General features: G+C 62.6%; 14 protein-coding genes, 1 tRNA gene and 2 pseudogenes. 4 read left to right on the top strand and 13 right to left on the bottom strand.

The window, feature by feature from the left end; translation table 11 throughout:
• Together O7A61_RS27610 and O7A61_RS27605 are read right to left on the bottom strand one after the other, a co-directional pair.
• Window positions 1-387 (bottom strand): annotated as a pseudogene (locus O7A61_RS27610) (hypothetical protein); the annotation flags it as partial.
• Between the two features lie 123 nt (window positions 388-510).
• Window positions 511-2,322, bottom strand: coding sequence for a methyl-accepting chemotaxis protein (locus O7A61_RS27605; RefSeq protein WP_337132476.1), 1,812 nt, complete (start codon window positions 2,320-2,322; stop codon window positions 511-513).
• 260 nt (window positions 2,323-2,582) lie between these two features.
• Between O7A61_RS27605 and O7A61_RS27600 the strand changes: the two genes are divergently transcribed.
• Window positions 2,583-3,476: a D-alanyl-D-alanine carboxypeptidase family protein gene (locus O7A61_RS27600; RefSeq protein WP_027145439.1), complete on the top strand. Its 894-nt coding sequence runs from the start codon at window positions 2,583-2,585 to the stop codon at window positions 3,474-3,476.
• Window positions 3,477-3,645: 169 nt separating this feature from the next.
• Window positions 3,646-4,569 carry a DUF1003 domain-containing protein gene (locus O7A61_RS27595; protein ID WP_027145440.1) on the top strand — a complete coding sequence of 308 codons (924 nt, stop codon included), beginning with the start codon at window positions 3,646-3,648 and terminating at the stop codon, window positions 4,567-4,569.
• Between the two features lie 44 nt (window positions 4,570-4,613).
• On the opposite strand, the gene xth is transcribed toward O7A61_RS27595, so the two are convergent.
• From xth to O7A61_RS27575, 4 genes are all read right to left on the bottom strand, one after another.
• A complete protein-coding gene (xth, locus tag O7A61_RS27590) occupies window positions 4,614-5,390 on the bottom strand; it encodes an exodeoxyribonuclease III (RefSeq protein ID WP_337132475.1) in 777 nt (258 codons plus the stop codon).
• A gap of 265 nt (window positions 5,391-5,655) precedes the next feature.
• Window positions 5,656-5,901, bottom strand: coding sequence for a hypothetical protein (locus tag O7A61_RS27585; protein ID WP_337132474.1), 246 nt, complete (start codon window positions 5,899-5,901; stop codon window positions 5,656-5,658).
• Complete coding sequence (locus O7A61_RS27580; protein ID WP_337132473.1) at window positions 5,898-6,233, bottom strand: hypothetical protein; 336 nt, start codon at window positions 6,231-6,233, stop codon at window positions 5,898-5,900. Before O7A61_RS27580 ends, O7A61_RS27585 begins: the two co-directional genes overlap by 4 nt.
• Window positions 6,234-6,554: 321 nt before the next feature.
• Window positions 6,555-6,941 carry a c-type cytochrome gene (locus O7A61_RS27575; protein WP_337104738.1) on the bottom strand — a complete coding sequence of 129 codons (387 nt, stop codon included), beginning with the start codon at window positions 6,939-6,941 and terminating at the stop codon, window positions 6,555-6,557.
• Between the two features lie 326 nt (window positions 6,942-7,267).
• Here O7A61_RS27575 and O7A61_RS27570 point away from each other — a divergent pair, with 326 nt between their 5' ends.
• Window positions 7,268-8,116, top strand: a complete 849-nt coding sequence (locus tag O7A61_RS27570) for a DUF2189 domain-containing protein (RefSeq protein ID WP_337132472.1) — start codon at window positions 7,268-7,270, stop codon at window positions 8,114-8,116.
• A gap of 134 nt (window positions 8,117-8,250) precedes the next feature.
• Here the strand turns inward: O7A61_RS27570 and O7A61_RS27565 are convergent, their stop codons facing one another.
• The 6 genes from O7A61_RS27565 to O7A61_RS27540 all read right to left on the bottom strand — a co-directional run bounded on the left by O7A61_RS27565 (window position 8,251) and on the right by O7A61_RS27540 (window position 13,356).
• Window positions 8,251-8,721 carry an aminoacyl-tRNA deacylase gene (locus tag O7A61_RS27565; RefSeq protein ID WP_027145443.1) on the bottom strand — a complete coding sequence of 157 codons (471 nt, stop codon included), beginning with the start codon at window positions 8,719-8,721 and terminating at the stop codon, window positions 8,251-8,253.
• A gap of 104 nt (window positions 8,722-8,825) precedes the next feature.
• Complete coding sequence (locus tag O7A61_RS27560) at window positions 8,826-9,209, bottom strand: cytochrome C oxidase subunit IV family protein (RefSeq protein WP_337132471.1); 384 nt, start codon at window positions 9,207-9,209, stop codon at window positions 8,826-8,828.
• Between the two features lie 9 nt (window positions 9,210-9,218).
• Window positions 9,219-9,941: a heme-copper oxidase subunit III family protein gene (locus O7A61_RS27555; RefSeq protein WP_337132470.1), complete on the bottom strand. Its 723-nt coding sequence runs from the start codon at window positions 9,939-9,941 to the stop codon at window positions 9,219-9,221.
• Between the two features lie 39 nt (window positions 9,942-9,980).
• Window positions 9,981-10,685, bottom strand: a complete 705-nt coding sequence (locus O7A61_RS27550; RefSeq protein WP_337132469.1) for a cytochrome c oxidase subunit 3 — start codon at window positions 10,683-10,685, stop codon at window positions 9,981-9,983.
• The gene (locus O7A61_RS27545; protein ID WP_027145447.1) at window positions 10,682-12,457 is read right to left on the bottom strand and encodes a cbb3-type cytochrome c oxidase subunit I; all 1,776 of its coding nucleotides are present in this window, start codon (window positions 12,455-12,457) and stop codon (window positions 10,682-10,684) included. The genes O7A61_RS27550 and O7A61_RS27545 overlap by 4 nt, the downstream gene beginning before the upstream one ends.
• Before the next feature lie 53 nt (window positions 12,458-12,510).
• Window positions 12,511-13,356, bottom strand: coding sequence for a cytochrome c oxidase subunit II (locus O7A61_RS27540; RefSeq protein WP_337132468.1), 846 nt, complete (start codon window positions 13,354-13,356; stop codon window positions 12,511-12,513).
• A gap of 466 nt (window positions 13,357-13,822) precedes the next feature.
• Here O7A61_RS27540 and O7A61_RS27535 point away from each other — a divergent pair.
• Window positions 13,823-13,899, top strand: a tRNA-Arg gene (locus O7A61_RS27535).
• A 39-nt stretch (window positions 13,900-13,938) separates the two neighbouring features.
• Here O7A61_RS27535 and O7A61_RS27530 read toward each other — a convergent pair.
• Window positions 13,939-14,249 (bottom strand): annotated as a pseudogene (locus O7A61_RS27530) (IS481 family transposase); the annotation flags it as partial.

Here is a 14,249-nt window from a genome sequence, read left to right as displayed (position 1 = left end):
ATAGAGGAAAGGATGGCCGTCGCGCAGCGTGAGAATCTTGTCGACGCTGGCGCCCATCACCTTGTGCCGCAGGCGGAAGATGGCGCGCCAGCCGCCATCCGTGGCGCCGCTGTCCGCCACATCCCAGGCGCTGTTGGCCGGCCAGCCATGCAGCGGCGCCTCCTCGACATCGCTGCGCGAAAACGGCGCGCAGAGAAAGTCGCCAGAGAGCCGGACCGTGCCCTGCGGCAGGTCTGGAGGCAGCGTCTCGCTTGCGTCGACCCAGGGTGCGCGGTGCAGTGGCCGCAATTGGCGCCCGCCGCTCTCGATTGTCATGTCGGCGATGTGGCCGACCGTGAGGTCGAGCGAAACCGAAATGCCCCTGGCGTTGATCGTGACTGTATCCATGGCGTTCTCACCCGAATCTGACGGGTGCCAAGAAGAACCCGTTCGGCGCGCAGCGCAAGCGCGCGGGCGCGCATTTTGCATCAGATTTGCGTCCCCCTTTCCTACACGCCGAAGGTGTCAGCCCTATTGCCGCTTGTAGTCCCGTACTGGCGATTTTGTCCCGTCGGTATAGGTCACCTGCACCGACATCGACTTCACGCTGTCGGCGACCTTGAAATAGGGCCGGAAATCACTGGGGATGGCGTAGGGATCCTTGGCATTGCAAGGCGGCATGGGAAGCGCCTTGTCGAGCGTGGCGCCGTTCAGGCTGTAATGCACCTCCTTGATGGCGCAGCGGTAGGACAGCATCTGCGTGAAATAGACCAGCCCATGATTGCCGCTGGCGTCAAAGGCGATCCACGACGTCCAGAACTGGTCGAGGATCTGCTTGTTGTCCTGTTGCAGGGCGGCATCCGGATCGAAGCGGATGTCGAACGGGCCGGTCTCGCGTCCCCTGATGTCGAGATATTTGATCCCGATCGTGGTCGCCGCCGTGCTGTCGGGCAATTCAAAACTCGGATTGGGCATCGGCTTGCCGGTGCGCTGGTCGTTGAGCGCCAGCAGGCCGGTGTCGGTGAAGGGGCCGGTGCCGCCAAGACGCCAGGATATCGCGGTCGCCGGCTCGGGCAGCGAAATCGTCATCGACCAGCCCTGGTTGGAGCGCATCGGCGTCAGCGAAGGCGCGAAGCGGGCGGGGTCGAGCACGTCGCCAAGGGCCGCCAGCCGGCTGCGGCTGCGCTCCAGCCAGTCGGCAAGCTGGGTCTGGTCGACGAAATATTTGAGCAGCCCACCTTCTTTTTCGTAGGAGACGAATTTGATCAGCGCCTGGGCTTCGCTGCGCTTGTCGGCCAGCGTCTGGCTGCCCAGCCGATCTTCCGAAAACTCCTGCGCCTGGAGGTAATAGGCCGGCGCGAAGTCCGGATTGGCCGATATGAAGGCGCTGAGCTTATCGGGCCGCTGCGCATCGTCGAACTGCATGATGTGCACCAGCTTGATCGACAGCGCCTTGCCCTTGTCGGCCAGTTGGCCGAACACTTCGCGGGCGCCGGCCTTGCCGTCCTGGACCCTGAGCAGCGTGGCAAAGCGCGCGTAGGGATCGATGGCATCGACATCGAAGCCGGCAAAAGCGAGGTAGGAGCGCCGCGCGTTGAGCATGTCGCCCGACAGCTCATAGACACGGGCATTGTGGTAGAACTCGTCCGGCCGCTTCGGCTCGGCGATGGCGCCGCCTTGCGCGGCCAGGGTGGCAAACCCCTTTGCGATCGTGTCGATCGAGGCGGCGATCTGCTCGGTCGTCGCCAGCAGCTTTTCGGCCTGGGCCACTTGCTGTTTTTGGCCGGCTGCGAGCGTTTCCGTGGTCTGCTTGACCGCTTCAACGGTCTGCTGCGTCTCGACCCCTTGCGCGGTCTGCTGCTGCTGGGCGGACGCGATCTGATCGGTTTTCCGGGCAACCGTGTCGGTCGATTTCTTGACCTCTTCGACGGTCTTCTGCGTTTGCGTGACCGTCTGCTCGATCTTCGCCACCTTTTCGGCGACGATGCCCATCGACTGCTGCAGTTGCGCGATCGCCGGCACCAGGCCGGCGATGATGCCGTTCTGCGAATTGGTCTCCTTCTGCACGGCGTAGACGCCGCCGGCAACCGCCGCCGCACTTGTGGCGAACACCAGCGCCGGCAGAGCCTTGGCCGCCAGCACGAGCCTGAGCACGATGGCAATGGCGATGATGACGGCCGCGATCGAGGCAACCAGCGCGATGTAGGCGGCGAACGGCGCCAGCGGATTGAGGATGTCGGAAACGGCGCCGCCGATGAAGGCGATACTGCCGGCCCATTTGCCGGTGCGGCTGAGCGATGCCCTGATCAATGACGGCGCGGCGCCAACCCCAATGTCAGCCATTTTGCAAGCCCCCAAGCCCCAGATGCCACGCTCCTTCCCACGGGAAACGCGGCTTTGGCAAGGAAAGACAGAAAACGGGGCGATTTCGGGGCGGCGAAAGAAGAGCTTGAGTTCCTCGCCTTCGGCAGGGGCGAGGAAATCAGGCCCCGCCGGCACTCGACATTCCCAGCGCCGACCGCCATTAACCAAATGGACGCATCCGCCGCGTTACGTTAGCTTCGCCTTATCTCAGCAACAGCATCGTCAGAACAGTTCAGCCCTTGTCCTTCCCGCGTCTCTTTCCGCTCCTCCAGAAAATCCTGGCTGTCCTCACCCTGGCGGCCATGGCTGCCGGCTGCTCGACCATAACCCCGCCGGACTCCGTGCTGGCCGTGCCGGCGCCGCCGCAGAAATACGCGGCCATCGTCGTCGATGGACGGAGCGGCAAGCAGCTGTTCGAGGTTAACTCGACGGCGCAGCGCTATCCGGCCTCGCTGACCAAGATGATGACGCTCTATCTGCTGTTCGAGGCGATGGAGACCGGCCGCGTCACCAAGGAGACGCAGATCCCGGTTTCCGACCACGCAGCCTCGCAGCCGCCGACCAAGATGCGTTTCCGGCGCGGCGAGACGATCGACGTCGATTCCGCCATCCGCGCCATCGTCGTCAAATCGGCCAATGACGTGGCGGTGGCGGTGGGCGAATATCTTGGCGGCTCGGAAGACCAGTTCGCCGCCATGATGACATCCAAGGCGCGCCAGCTCGGCATGAGCAGCACCACCTTCCGCAATGCGTCGGGCCTGCCCGACGACGGCCAGATGACGACCGCGCACGACATGGCGGTGCTCGGCATGTCGTTGCAGCGGCGCTTCCCGCAGCATTTCCACTATTTCTCCGAAAGCGACTTCATGTTCCGCGGCAGGCTGGTGCGCGGCCACAACGACATGCTCGGCCGCGTGCGCGGCGTCAACGGCATCAAGACCGGCTACATCAGGGCTTCCGGTTTCAACATCGTCACCTCCTACGATGCCGACGGCCGCCAACTGATCGTGGTGGTGATGGGCGCCGACAGCGCCCGCCAGCGCAACGACCATGTCGAAGCGCTGATCCAGCGCAGCCTGTCGCCCACCATGGCCGACACCAAGACCAGGCTGATGTTCGCCGAACAGCAGTGAGGTGAGGGGCCTCCCCATCTCTTCGTCATCCAAAGACCCGCAGCCGGCTATCGTCTTGCGACTGTCACGCAATCGTGCGGAAGACGTGGCATAGGCTGCGAAATCCGACAGTGGATATGCCCCTCCGCCATGGCGTATTCTAAACCAAGCACGACAGCAGGAGCCCATCATGAGCACCGTTCCCAAGGCATCCGAGCAGAAGTCGGCCGACAATGAGAACGACAGCGGCGGCGAGTATTTCGAGTCGCCGACCACGCAGGAGGATTTGCACGAGGTTTCCGACGAGCATTTCGACACGCCAGAAGTGCCGGACTCCGAGCCATCAGGCCCCGGCGCATCGCGGCTGAAGCCGAAGAAAAAGCCGTCGGCGATCTCAGGCCGCAAGTTCCGCAAGCGCGACCTTGTGCGCATCGACACGCTGCGCCCGAGCCTCGCCGACCGCATCCATGCGGACCACCCGGACCTACCCAAGGGCGCGCGCATCAGCCGCGAGGAGCTCGGCCGCTATCGCATGCGCTACATGGAGGAGCTGCTGCAGCAGGAGCACGGCGAATTCTCCGAGCTCGACCGCCAGGTGGTGGAATCGATCGCCCGGCAAGACACGATTTCGGAAAACAGTGAAGAAGAATTCGAGGAGCACCGGACGTTCGCCGACCGCGTGTCCGACGGCATGGCCGCCTTTGGCGGCAGCTGGTGGTTCTTGATCTCGTTCGGCAGCGTGCTTCTGGTGTGGATCGGCATCAACCTGTTCGAGGGCACGACCGGCGCCTTCGATCCCTACCCCTTCATCCTGCTCAACCTGCTGCTCTCCTGCATCGCCGCCATCCAGGCGCCGATCATCATGATGAGCCAGAAGCGCCAGGAGGTGAAGGACCGCCTGCGCTCCTTCAACGACTACCGCGTCAACCTCAAGGCCGAGCTCGAAGTGCGCCACCTGCACGAAAAGCTCGACTACCTCATCTCGCGCCAATGGACGCGGCTGGCCGAGATGCAGCAGATGCAGCTCGATGCGATGCATGAGCTGGCGAGTGCGAAGAAGGCGAAGCGGGCGACGCGCGCACGGCGGCCGGTGAAGAGCCCGGCGGGAGCGTGAGGGTGGTGGCGCGCAGCGCACTTTTCCTGGAATTGCCTTAGTACTCAATCGAGCTCGATCCAAGCTGGCGCATGGTCGCTTGGCTTCTCCCAGCCGCGCAAGTCGACGTCCACGCCGGCATTGCGGAGTTTGTTCGAAAGGGAAGGGCTCACGAGCAGATGGTCCATTCGAAGGCCGGAGCTTCGATCGTAACCACCGCGGTATGAGAAGTTCCAGTAGGTGTAAATGCCCTTCTCGGGGTGGATGCGGCGGACGGCGTCTATCCAACCATTCCCAAGCATTTCGGCGTAGGCTTGCCGGCTCTCCGGAAAGTACACCGCGTCCCCTAGCCACCGTCGGGGCACCACGGCGTCGATTGCGGTCGGAACGACGTTATAGTCGCCGCAGAGAATGCTCATGGCGCCGTCTCTGAGCAGCCGCTGGCCGTAGCTGATCAAGCGATCGAACCAGCGGAGCTTGTAGTCGAATTTTGGACCTGGCGCGGGGTTGCCGTTGGGCAAATAGAGACAACCCGCAATAAGCCCATTCACCTCGGCCTCGATGTAGCGGCTGTGCGTATCGTCTGGATCCCCGGGCAGCCCGCGTCGACGTTCTAGTGGTTCGGCCTCCCGAGCGAGAATAGCTACCCCGTTGTAAGATTTCTGGCCATGCCAGATTGCGCCGTAACCGACGCCCCTGATCGCGTCGGCGGGGAACTTGTCGTCGGATGTCTTGAGCTCTTGAAGGCAGACGATGTCGTACGCGGTTTCATCCAGCCACTTGAGCAGCACGGGCAGGCGGCCGTTGACGCCGTTAACGTTGAAGGTTGCGATGCGGGTCATTTGGACTTCTGTGGGCTAGGCCGCCTCTCAACGCCGGGCGGGTTACTACGATCCCGGTCTAAGTGCAAAATCGGGAGGTTCAACGGAACCGGATGCAGTTGTTTCTTGGCCTTTGACGAATCGGCCCAGGAAGCGCCGTGAGCAACTCGCAAAGGGCGTCCACCGGAGCAGCCGGAGAGCCAATGGGCCGCTCCGCGTCGGCCACCATGGAAAAGGCCGCCCCAACCGAATGCAAATGGAACAGCCTTCTCATGGCATGGCGGTGTTAATACGCTTTTTTCGACGCCGCGGTCTTCGCGGTGTGTTTCTTGTGCTTTACCGGGCACTTGTGCTTCTTGGTCGGCTTGCAAGCCTTCCGGTGCGGCTTCGCAGCCGTTGCTGTCTTGGTCATCGTGGTCGTTGCGGTCGCAGCTGGAGCGGTCGTCTTGGTGGCGGCGGCGGTGCCGGGAACCGGCATCGACAAAGCCAGAGCAACAGCGAGACCGAGGGCGGAGAGAAGGGACTTTTTCATGGTTTTTTCTCCTTGCTATGCAGGTCGGTTTTCACTGCATCGGGATCGATCGGCGTCACGCCAAGCAGCTTCACGGCGTTTGCGAGCATTCGGATTCCCTGTGCCTGCTTCTTGTTGGCGCAGAACCGGTTTCCCTTTCTTTGCAGTGCCTTCGCCGCGGTGACCTGCCTTGACGCGGCATGGGTTTCGAGGGCTTCGTCAACTTGGCGGCTGAGATTGGTGCAGCGCTCGGTTCGGGTCGCCGCAACCTTTGCCTCGCCAGCTTCGACCGGACTGGTGGCGAGCGAAACGCCGAGCAACGCACTCATCAAGCTGATCGAGAACCTTTGCATCGCTTGTCGCCAATCCGAACAAGTGCCGCGGGTGCGGCAGCCGATGAAACCCTCTTCAGCTAATTCTACGCCCGCACGATTTCTGGAATTTTTCTGGTTTATTTCTGAATTGTGTCTGAGGCTGCGCGCGCGCTTCGCCCCGCGTAAGAACGGAACATTGGGGCATCGGGGAGTGTTGGGAGGTCTTTCGAAAGGGTCCGCCCTGATCGCCTCGGGTGCGGCAACTTTCGCATGACTCTGGCATAAACTCGCCGCGGCTCGGCAAGCATCACCCGCCTCCGAGTCAAGGCTCAGGCATCCCAGTTCCGCCGGCGCCGCCCTCTACTGCTTGGCGGCGGCTTCCAGGTAGGCGATCACATTGGCGATGTCGGCATCGTTCGGGAGCCCGGCGAAGGGCATCTTGTTGCCGGGCACCTTTGTCTTCGGCGACTTGATGTATTCAGCGATATTGGCCTCGTCCCAGACCAGGCCGCCTGCACCCGCCTTCTTCATCGCGTCGGAATATTTGGCCTGGAAGCTCGGCAGCGAACCTGCCTTCCGGCCGATGACGCCGTGCAAGGAGGGACCGATCTTGTCCTTGTCGGTCGCCGCTTCATGGCAGACCATGCATTTGGTGAAGATCTTCTTGCCGGCATCGGCATCGCCCGCTGCAAAGGCCGGAATGGTCGCGATAAATGAAATTGCAAGAAGGGCCGCGGTCAGTCTCATGGCATTCTCCTCCCTCAAATCGGCGCTGTCGGCGCCGTGGATGCTATCGCATTTCGCCCGAAAGTAACCTTGGTTTTGGGACAGCGACATGCATAAGGCTAAAATTAGCGGGTTGCATGGCTCCTTTTCGACGCCACGCGCTACAATGCCGCGCAGGGTAACGCATCACGCCGTATTTAGGTTGCAGACCGGGCCGCCGAACGCGACAAGGCCTGGGAACAATGCTATGATCCCGGCGGTGCAGGTCGCGGTTTCGCGTGGCCAGTCACGCAGACGGCAGCACCGAAAGCCGCGACCGAACCGGGCCCGATCCTGGAGGAATGGTCATGGCAAATTTCCATGTCTACGCAGCAGGCACCGGCAGCAAGCTCGAACATCCCGCTATCCGCCGGATAGGGGTTGCGGATGTTTTTGACGCGCTTCGCCGGGGATTTGACGATTTTTGGGAAAAACCCTCGCACTACGTCTTTTTATGCCTGATCTATCCGGTTGCCGGTATCGTGCTGATCACCTGGAGCTCCGGCGGCAACGCGCTTCAGCTCGTCTACCCACTGATGACCGGCTTCGCGCTTCTGGGCCCCTTCGCAGCGCTTGGCCTCTACGAGATCAGCCGCCGGCGCGAACAGCAACTCGACGCGTCGTGGCGACATGCCTTCGACGTCCGAAAATCGCCCGCCATGCCGGCTATCGCCGCTCTCGGGGTGATGCTGGTGGTGCTGTTCATCGCCTGGCTGGTGACCGCGCGCGCGCTCTATGGGTACCTCTATGGCGACGCCGCGCCGGCATCGTTCTTCAGCTTTATCGCAGATGTGCTGACCACGCAGCGCGGCTGGACGCTGATCATTCTGGGCAACCTCATTGGCTTTCTGTTTGCCCTTGTCGTGCTCAGCACCACGGTCGTCGCCTTCCCGCTGCTGCTCGACCGCGACATCGGCGCCTACGCGGCTGTCGAGACTTCGGCGCGAGCGGTCATGACGAACCCCGTGCCGCTGCTGCTGTGGGGTCTCATTGTCGCCGTTGCGCTGGGTCTCGGCTCGCTGCCGCTGCTCGTCGGGCTGGCCGTGGTCCTGCCCGTGCTCGGCCATTCGACCTGGCACCTTTACCGCAAGCTGATCGAACCGGCGCCAGCCCCTGCTCCTGCCCCAGCCAAGACAAAAACACGCAAAGGACGCTGACCCGACTTGCCCAATGCATGCGCGCAAAGGTGACGCGGCAACGACATGCACAAAATAGAGGCCGGCTTCGCCTTGCCGCCGATTGCCCGACGAAGGAGAGGCGCCCACCCTGTAAAGAGGCGGGCGCTTCTGGTTCACGCCGGATGGCTGAAGCGAGCGACCCGCGCATCCCTCAGCAGATTGCGGAAGTCGCCGCCCGTGACATGCACCAGCGTCTTGTGATCGCCGGCTTCGAAATAGACATCGTCTTCCGCGCCAAAGCTTTCGTCGAGAATGACCGGCACGCCATAGGCGGCGCCCAAGGGCGGCACGGCGCCAATGTCGCAGTCGCTGAACACCTCGCCGATTTCATCTTCGGAAGCGAGGCCAAGCCGTCTGTCGACCACGTCCTGCAACGTATTGAACTCGACCCGGTGGCTGCTCGGAACCACCGCCAGCGCATAGCCCATCTCGTGATGGACCAGCACCGATTTGGCGAGTCGCCGGCCCGGAACATGCGCTGCCTGCGCCGTCTGGCTGCTGGTCGAGGTTCGGTGGTGGGCAACGGTATCGTAGGCGATGCCCTTGCCGGCAATATAGTCCTGGAGTTTCCTTGCGATCGTCATCGTAGGCGCCTTTCTGTTGGAGGTGGGACGCGTCTGAGAACGTGGCAACCATTGTCCTCCCGTCATTTTCCCTGTCAACGAAGAAACGCGATCCGGCGAGCCGTCTATTGCCCCATGCTGAATGACAGGACACGGGTCAGCTCGGTGTAGCCGGACTCGAGCACCATGATCCACACGAACACCAGGATCAGCAGCGGCGGCACCAGGATCGCATAGGCAAGCGCCAGCCGCTCCCAGGCCATGTGCATGAATACGGCGACGATCAGCCCTGCCTTGAGCATCATGAAGGTGAGGATGAGCCCCCATCTGAGATAGCCCTGGAGGCCGAAATAGTCGATGCTGTAGGAGCCGGCGCTGAGGACGAACAGCCAGCCCCAGACGACGAGATAAAGCCTGATCGGGTGCTGCTGGCCTTCCGCGTGCCCCACCGCCTGGGCGGGAGCGGCGTGTCCTTGCAGCCCGTGTTCGCGCGCTTCTGCCTGTGCCATCGCTCCACCTCACCAAAGATAGAAGAATGCGAAGATGAACACCCACACCAGGTCGACGAAGTGCCAGTAGAGCCCCATGATCTCGACGCTCTCGTACTGGCCGCGCCGGCTGGTGAAGAACCCGCGCGCGCCGGCTTCGAAGTCGCCGCGCCACACCTTGCGCGCGGTGATCAAAAGGAAGATCACTCCGATGGTGACATGGGTGCCGTGGAACCCGGTGATCATGAAGAAGGATGAACCGAATTGCACGGCGCCCCAGGGATTTCCCCAGGGCCGCACGCCCTCGGTGATGAGCTTCGTCCATTCGAACGCCTGCATGCCGACGAACGTCGCGCCGAGCGCGGCGGTGACGAGCATCAGCACCGCCGTCTTCCGGCGATCGTGCCGGTAGCCGAAATTGACCGCCATCGCCATCGTGCCGCTCGACGAGATCAGTACGAAGGTCATGATCGCGATCAGGATCAGCGGAATGTCGCTGCCGAACAGATGCAGCGCGAAAACCTCGCTCGGGTTGGGCCAAGGCACCGTCGTCGACATGCGCGCGGTCATGTAGGACAACAGGAAGCAGCCAAAGATGAAAGTGTCGCTGAGCAGGAAGATCCACATCATCGCCTTGCCCCAGGAGACGTTCTTGAACGCCCTCTGGTCGGACGACCAATCGGCCGCGATGCCGCGCAGGCCCGGCGGCCGCGGAGCGACCGGTGCGGCGTATTCCAGCGTGGTCTCGGCCATGAGCATTTCCTCCTTCGGTACGGCCCGTCGCGCGGCCGTCTAGGTCAAGAGCCCCCGGCAGATGTCGATCACGTTGTCCGCCCAGCCCATGAGTACGCAGAAAAGCACCAGCCAGACGGCAAGCAGGATGTGCCAGTATATCGCGCAGAGCTCGGTCGACAGAACGAGGCTTCCGGACCGGGCGCCTTGCCATGCGCGCACATTGACCCGGCCGAGCGCCACCAATCCGCCGATGATGTGAAGGCCGTGCATCGCGGTCAGCAGATAGAAGAAGCTGGCGGCCGGGTTCTCTGTCGCGAAATAGCCTTCGGCGGCGAAATCGCGCCAGGCGAGCAATTGCCCGGCCAGGAAAGCCACCGATGCCAGGGCGCCGGCGAGAAGGGCGAGCCGGAGATTGTCCAGTCGGGCTTTGTGCGCGGCAGACACCGCGCCTTGCAGCGCCAAGCTCGCCAGCACCAGCATGGCGGTGTTGAGCCACAGCAGCTTCGGGGCTGGAGCGGCCTGCCAGTCGGCATAGTCCATGCGCATGACATAGGCGCTGATCATGAGCGCGAACAGCGCGCCGACCACGGCAAGGAACACGCCGAGCCCGATCTTGGCCGGATGCATGAGCGATGCTTCCGTCTGCGGAAACGCCGTGACCGGCCCGGCCTCGAGCCACGGCTTGGACATCAGCCGCTGGCGCGACAGCCACCAGCCGACAACGCCGGTTACGGCGGACAGCAAGATCAGGATCACGATCATGCGGGGCCGCCTTGCGTCAATGGGCGCGGATCGTTCTGTGCAATGAAGTCTTCCGGCGCGCCGGGCACGCTATAGTCATAGGCCCAGCGGTAGACCACCGGCAGCTCCTTGCCGAAATTGCCGTGCGGCGGCGGCGTGCCGGCCGTCTGCCACTCGAGCGTCGTCGCCCGCCACGGATTGTCGCCTGCCGGCCGCCCATGGCGAATGCTCCACAGCAGGTTGAACAGGAACACCATTTGGGCGAAGCCGACGACCAGCGCGGCCACGGTGATGAACGCGTTCAGCGTATGCACCGAAGGCGGGACGAAGGCCGTATCGCCGAGTTCGGGATAGCGGCGCGGCACGCCGACCAGCCCGACATAGTGCATCGGGAAGAAGATCAGGTAGGTACCGATGAAGGTCACCCAGAAGTGGAAGCGGCCCATCGCCTCGTTGAGCATCCGGCCGGTGATCTTGGGGTACCAATGATAGATCGCACCGAATACCACCATGATGGGCGCCACGCCCATCACCATGTGAAAATGCGCGACGACGAACATCGTATCCGACAGCGGCACGTCGACCACCACATTGCCGAGGAACAGCCCGGTCAGCCCGCCATTGACGAAGGTGACGATGAACGAGAGCGCGAACAGCATCGGGATGGTCAGGTGGATGTCGCCGCGCCACAATGTCAGCACCCAATTGTAGACCTTGATGGCGGTGGGGATGGCGATGATCAGCGTGGTCGTGGCGAAGAAGAAGCCGAAATAGGGATGCATGCCCGAGACATACATGTGGTGCGCCCAGACGACGAAGGAGAGCGCGCCGATGCTGACAATCGCCCACACCATCATGCGATAGCCGAAGATGTTCTTGCGCGCATGCGTGCTGATGAGGTCGGAGACGATGCCGAAGGCGGGCAGCGCCACGATGTAGACTTCAGGATGGCCGAAGAACCAGAACAGGTGCTGGAACATGATCGGGCTGCCGCCATCGTGCGGCAGTGGGTTGGCGCCCATTTCCACGATCGCCGGCATGAAGAAGCTCGAGCCGATCGCGCGGTCGAACAGCATCATGACGCAGGCGACGAAGAGCGCCGGGAAGGCCAGCAGCGCCATGACCGTGGCGGTGAAAATACCCCAGACGGTCAGCGGCAGGCGCATCAGCGTCATGCCGCGCGTGCGACCCTGAAGCACGGTCACCACATAGTTGAGGCCGCCCATGGTGAAACCGATGATGAACAGGATCAGCGACACGAGCATCAGGATGATGCCCCAATCCTGTCCGCCGGGCGTGCCCGAGGTAATGGCCTGCGGCGGATAGAGCGTCCAACCGGCGCCTGTCGGCCCCCCCGGCGCAAAGAAGCTGCCGACGAGCACCAGAACGGCAAGCAGATAGATCCAGTAGCTCAGCATGTTGACATAGGGGAACACCATGTCGCGTGCGCCGACCATCAACGGAATGAGGTAATTGCCGAAGCCGCCAAGGAACAGCGCGGTCAGGAGGTAGATCACCATGATCATGCCGTGCATGGTCATGAATTGATAATACATGTCCGGCGAGATGGACGCGAAAGTGTCGGGAAAACCAAGCTTCAGGCGCATCAGCCAGGACAGCACCAGCGCGACGAGCCCGATGGACAGCGCCGTGCCGGCATATTGGATGGCGATGACCTTGGCGTCTTGTGAAAAGACGTATCTCGTCCACCAGCTGTGCGGGTGATAGAGTTCCACCTCCGCCACTTCCGCGGCCGGAATGAAGTCTGCTCCATGAGGCGTGACGTCAACCATCCCTGAACCTCTCCGCTCTTCCGGTCCTCCTAGGGGCCGGTTTCATCAATGCCTTACTCCGCCTTCGCCTGTGCCGCCGCCGGTGCGGCAAGCACGCCCACCTTGGCGGGTGCCGACATCTGGGCAAAGGTCGACTGCTGCTGCAGCCAGGCCAGATAATCCTCTGGGGTGTCGACCTTCACGACGCCACGCATGAAGGCGTGACCGACGCCGCAAAGCTCGGCGCAAAGAACCTCGAAACTCCCTGTCTTGGTGGGGGTGAACCAGAAATAGGTGACCGTGCCGGGAACCATGTCCATCTTGGCGCGGAACTCCGGCACGTAGAAATCGTGCAGCACGTCGATCGAGCGCAGCAACACCTTGACCGGCTTGCCGATCGGCAGATGCAGATCGGTCGCCACGACGACGACATCGTCCTGACCGTTCGGGTCCTGCGGGTTGATGCCAAGCGGGTTCTCGGAACCGATGAGCCGGGCGTTCGAGGTGCCAAGCTTGCCGTCCGCGCCAGGCAAGCGGAAGCTCCATTGCCATTGCTGCGCAACGACCTCGATCTCGGTCGCGTCCTTGGGAACGGTGACGAACTGGCTCCACACGAACAGCCCAGGCGCCAGCAATGCCGCGACGCCGACAGCGGTGACCACGGTCAGCCAGGATTCGAGCTTCCTGCTTTCGGGCTCGTAGTGCGCCTTTAGCCCTTCCTTGTGCCGGAAGCGGTACACGCAATATGCCATGAACAGCACGACAGCGGAAAAGACCGTCCCGGTGATCCAGAATGTGATGACGAGAGTGCTGTCGATATAGCCCCAGTTGGAGGCTATCGGCGTCCACCACCAAGGGCTCAGCACATGGAACAGCACCGAGCCGACGACAATCAGAACGAGTACGAGCACAACGGCCATCCTCGGTTCCTCCCGGCGTTCCGAGGGACTCTGTCCCGCAGGAAGGCCGGGCCCATTATGCGCGACTTACCTTGGAAATACTAGGGGAGGTGGCTGGCGGGGGGAACGTCATACTTTGCCGGTGCGACGCGCGCGCGGCGGACGGTGAAGAGCGGGGCTGGCAGCGGGGGGACAGCGCGGATTGACCGCAAGAAGCGGGCCGCGGCGCCCTCGGAAAGGCTCGGGGTTTCTCGCCCCCCCGCGGAGCGGGAGTTCCGAGGGACGGGCGAGACCCGTGGCTCGCCCGGCAAGGTGACTCGGCGAAGCGGACACGGAGAGGCGAGCGCCATACGCGGCAAGGTCCTCGCCTTAGGAGGGGAAATCTCCAATCCTCAATTGCCCGTTGAAGCCCGCGCCCGCTTCCGCTAAGAAGCCGTGACTTGCCGGTTCACCGGCTGGTTCGTTTTCCGGACTCCTCGTCCTGAAAGCACCCGTAGCTCAGCTGGATAGAGCGCTGCCCTCCGAAGGCAGAGGTCACAGGTTCGAATCCTGTCGGGTGCGCCAGTTTTCTGCGGGGTCCGTTCCGGACACATGGGTTACGGTTTATACCGGAGACATGGGTAACACTTTTGGCCCGAACGGGTTTTGGAGTGGTTCGAGCCTGCATGTCTCATCGTCGAAATATCCCAAATCGTAGTCCATGAAGCTGGCCAGCCAGATGTGATCCTCGACCTGTTTGATGCCGACGGTCTGGCCGGCGAAGACGAGGCTGAGATTGATCTTCTTTCTGTTATAGCAGATGCGGCCGCAGGTGGTGACGGTGACGGCCTTGTCGTGAAACGGATAATCGAGATCAGGCAGGCCGGCATAGGGCCGCGTTGAGGGTACGTAACGCTCTGCCGGGCAGTCCATGC

This window comes from Mesorhizobium sp. Cs1321R2N1, assembly GCF_037179725.1.
Classification (GTDB): domain Bacteria; phylum Pseudomonadota; class Alphaproteobacteria; order Rhizobiales; family Rhizobiaceae; genus Mesorhizobium; species Mesorhizobium salmacidum.
This window is presented reverse-complemented; position numbering and strand designations above follow the sequence as displayed.

Bases quoted from the DNA above. Each gene is read 5' to 3' on its own strand.
- O7A61_RS27605 (WP_337132476.1), bottom strand. From the start codon at position 2,322: ATGGCTGACATTGGGGTTGGCGCCGCGCCGTCATTGATCAGGGCATCG.
- O7A61_RS27595 (WP_027145440.1), top strand. From the start codon at position 3,646: ATGAGCACCGTTCCCAAGGCATCCGAGCAGAAGTCGGCCGACAATGAG.
- xth (WP_337132475.1), bottom strand. From the start codon at position 5,390: ATGACCCGCATCGCAACCTTCAACGTTAACGGCGTCAACGGCCGCCTG.
- O7A61_RS27585 (WP_337132474.1), bottom strand. From the start codon at position 5,901: ATGAAAAAGTCCCTTCTCTCCGCCCTCGGTCTCGCTGTTGCTCTGGCT.
- O7A61_RS27580 (WP_337132473.1), bottom strand. From the start codon at position 6,233: ATGCAAAGGTTCTCGATCAGCTTGATGAGTGCGTTGCTCGGCGTTTCG.
- O7A61_RS27575 (WP_337104738.1), bottom strand. From the start codon at position 6,941: ATGAGACTGACCGCGGCCCTTCTTGCAATTTCATTTATCGCGACCATT.
- O7A61_RS27570 (WP_337132472.1), top strand. From the start codon at position 7,268: ATGGCAAATTTCCATGTCTACGCAGCAGGCACCGGCAGCAAGCTCGAA.
- O7A61_RS27565 (WP_027145443.1), bottom strand. From the start codon at position 8,721: ATGACGATCGCAAGGAAACTCCAGGACTATATTGCCGGCAAGGGCATC.
- O7A61_RS27560 (WP_337132471.1), bottom strand. From the start codon at position 9,209: ATGGCACAGGCAGAAGCGCGCGAACACGGGCTGCAAGGACACGCCGCT.
- O7A61_RS27555 (WP_337132470.1), bottom strand. From the start codon at position 9,941: ATGGCCGAGACCACGCTGGAATACGCCGCACCGGTCGCTCCGCGGCCG.
- O7A61_RS27550 (WP_337132469.1), bottom strand. From the start codon at position 10,685: ATGATCGTGATCCTGATCTTGCTGTCCGCCGTAACCGGCGTTGTCGGC.
- O7A61_RS27545 (WP_027145447.1), bottom strand. From the start codon at position 12,457: ATGGTTGACGTCACGCCTCATGGAGCAGACTTCATTCCGGCCGCGGAA.
- O7A61_RS27540 (WP_337132468.1), bottom strand. From the start codon at position 13,356: ATGGCCGTTGTGCTCGTACTCGTTCTGATTGTCGTCGGCTCGGTGCTG.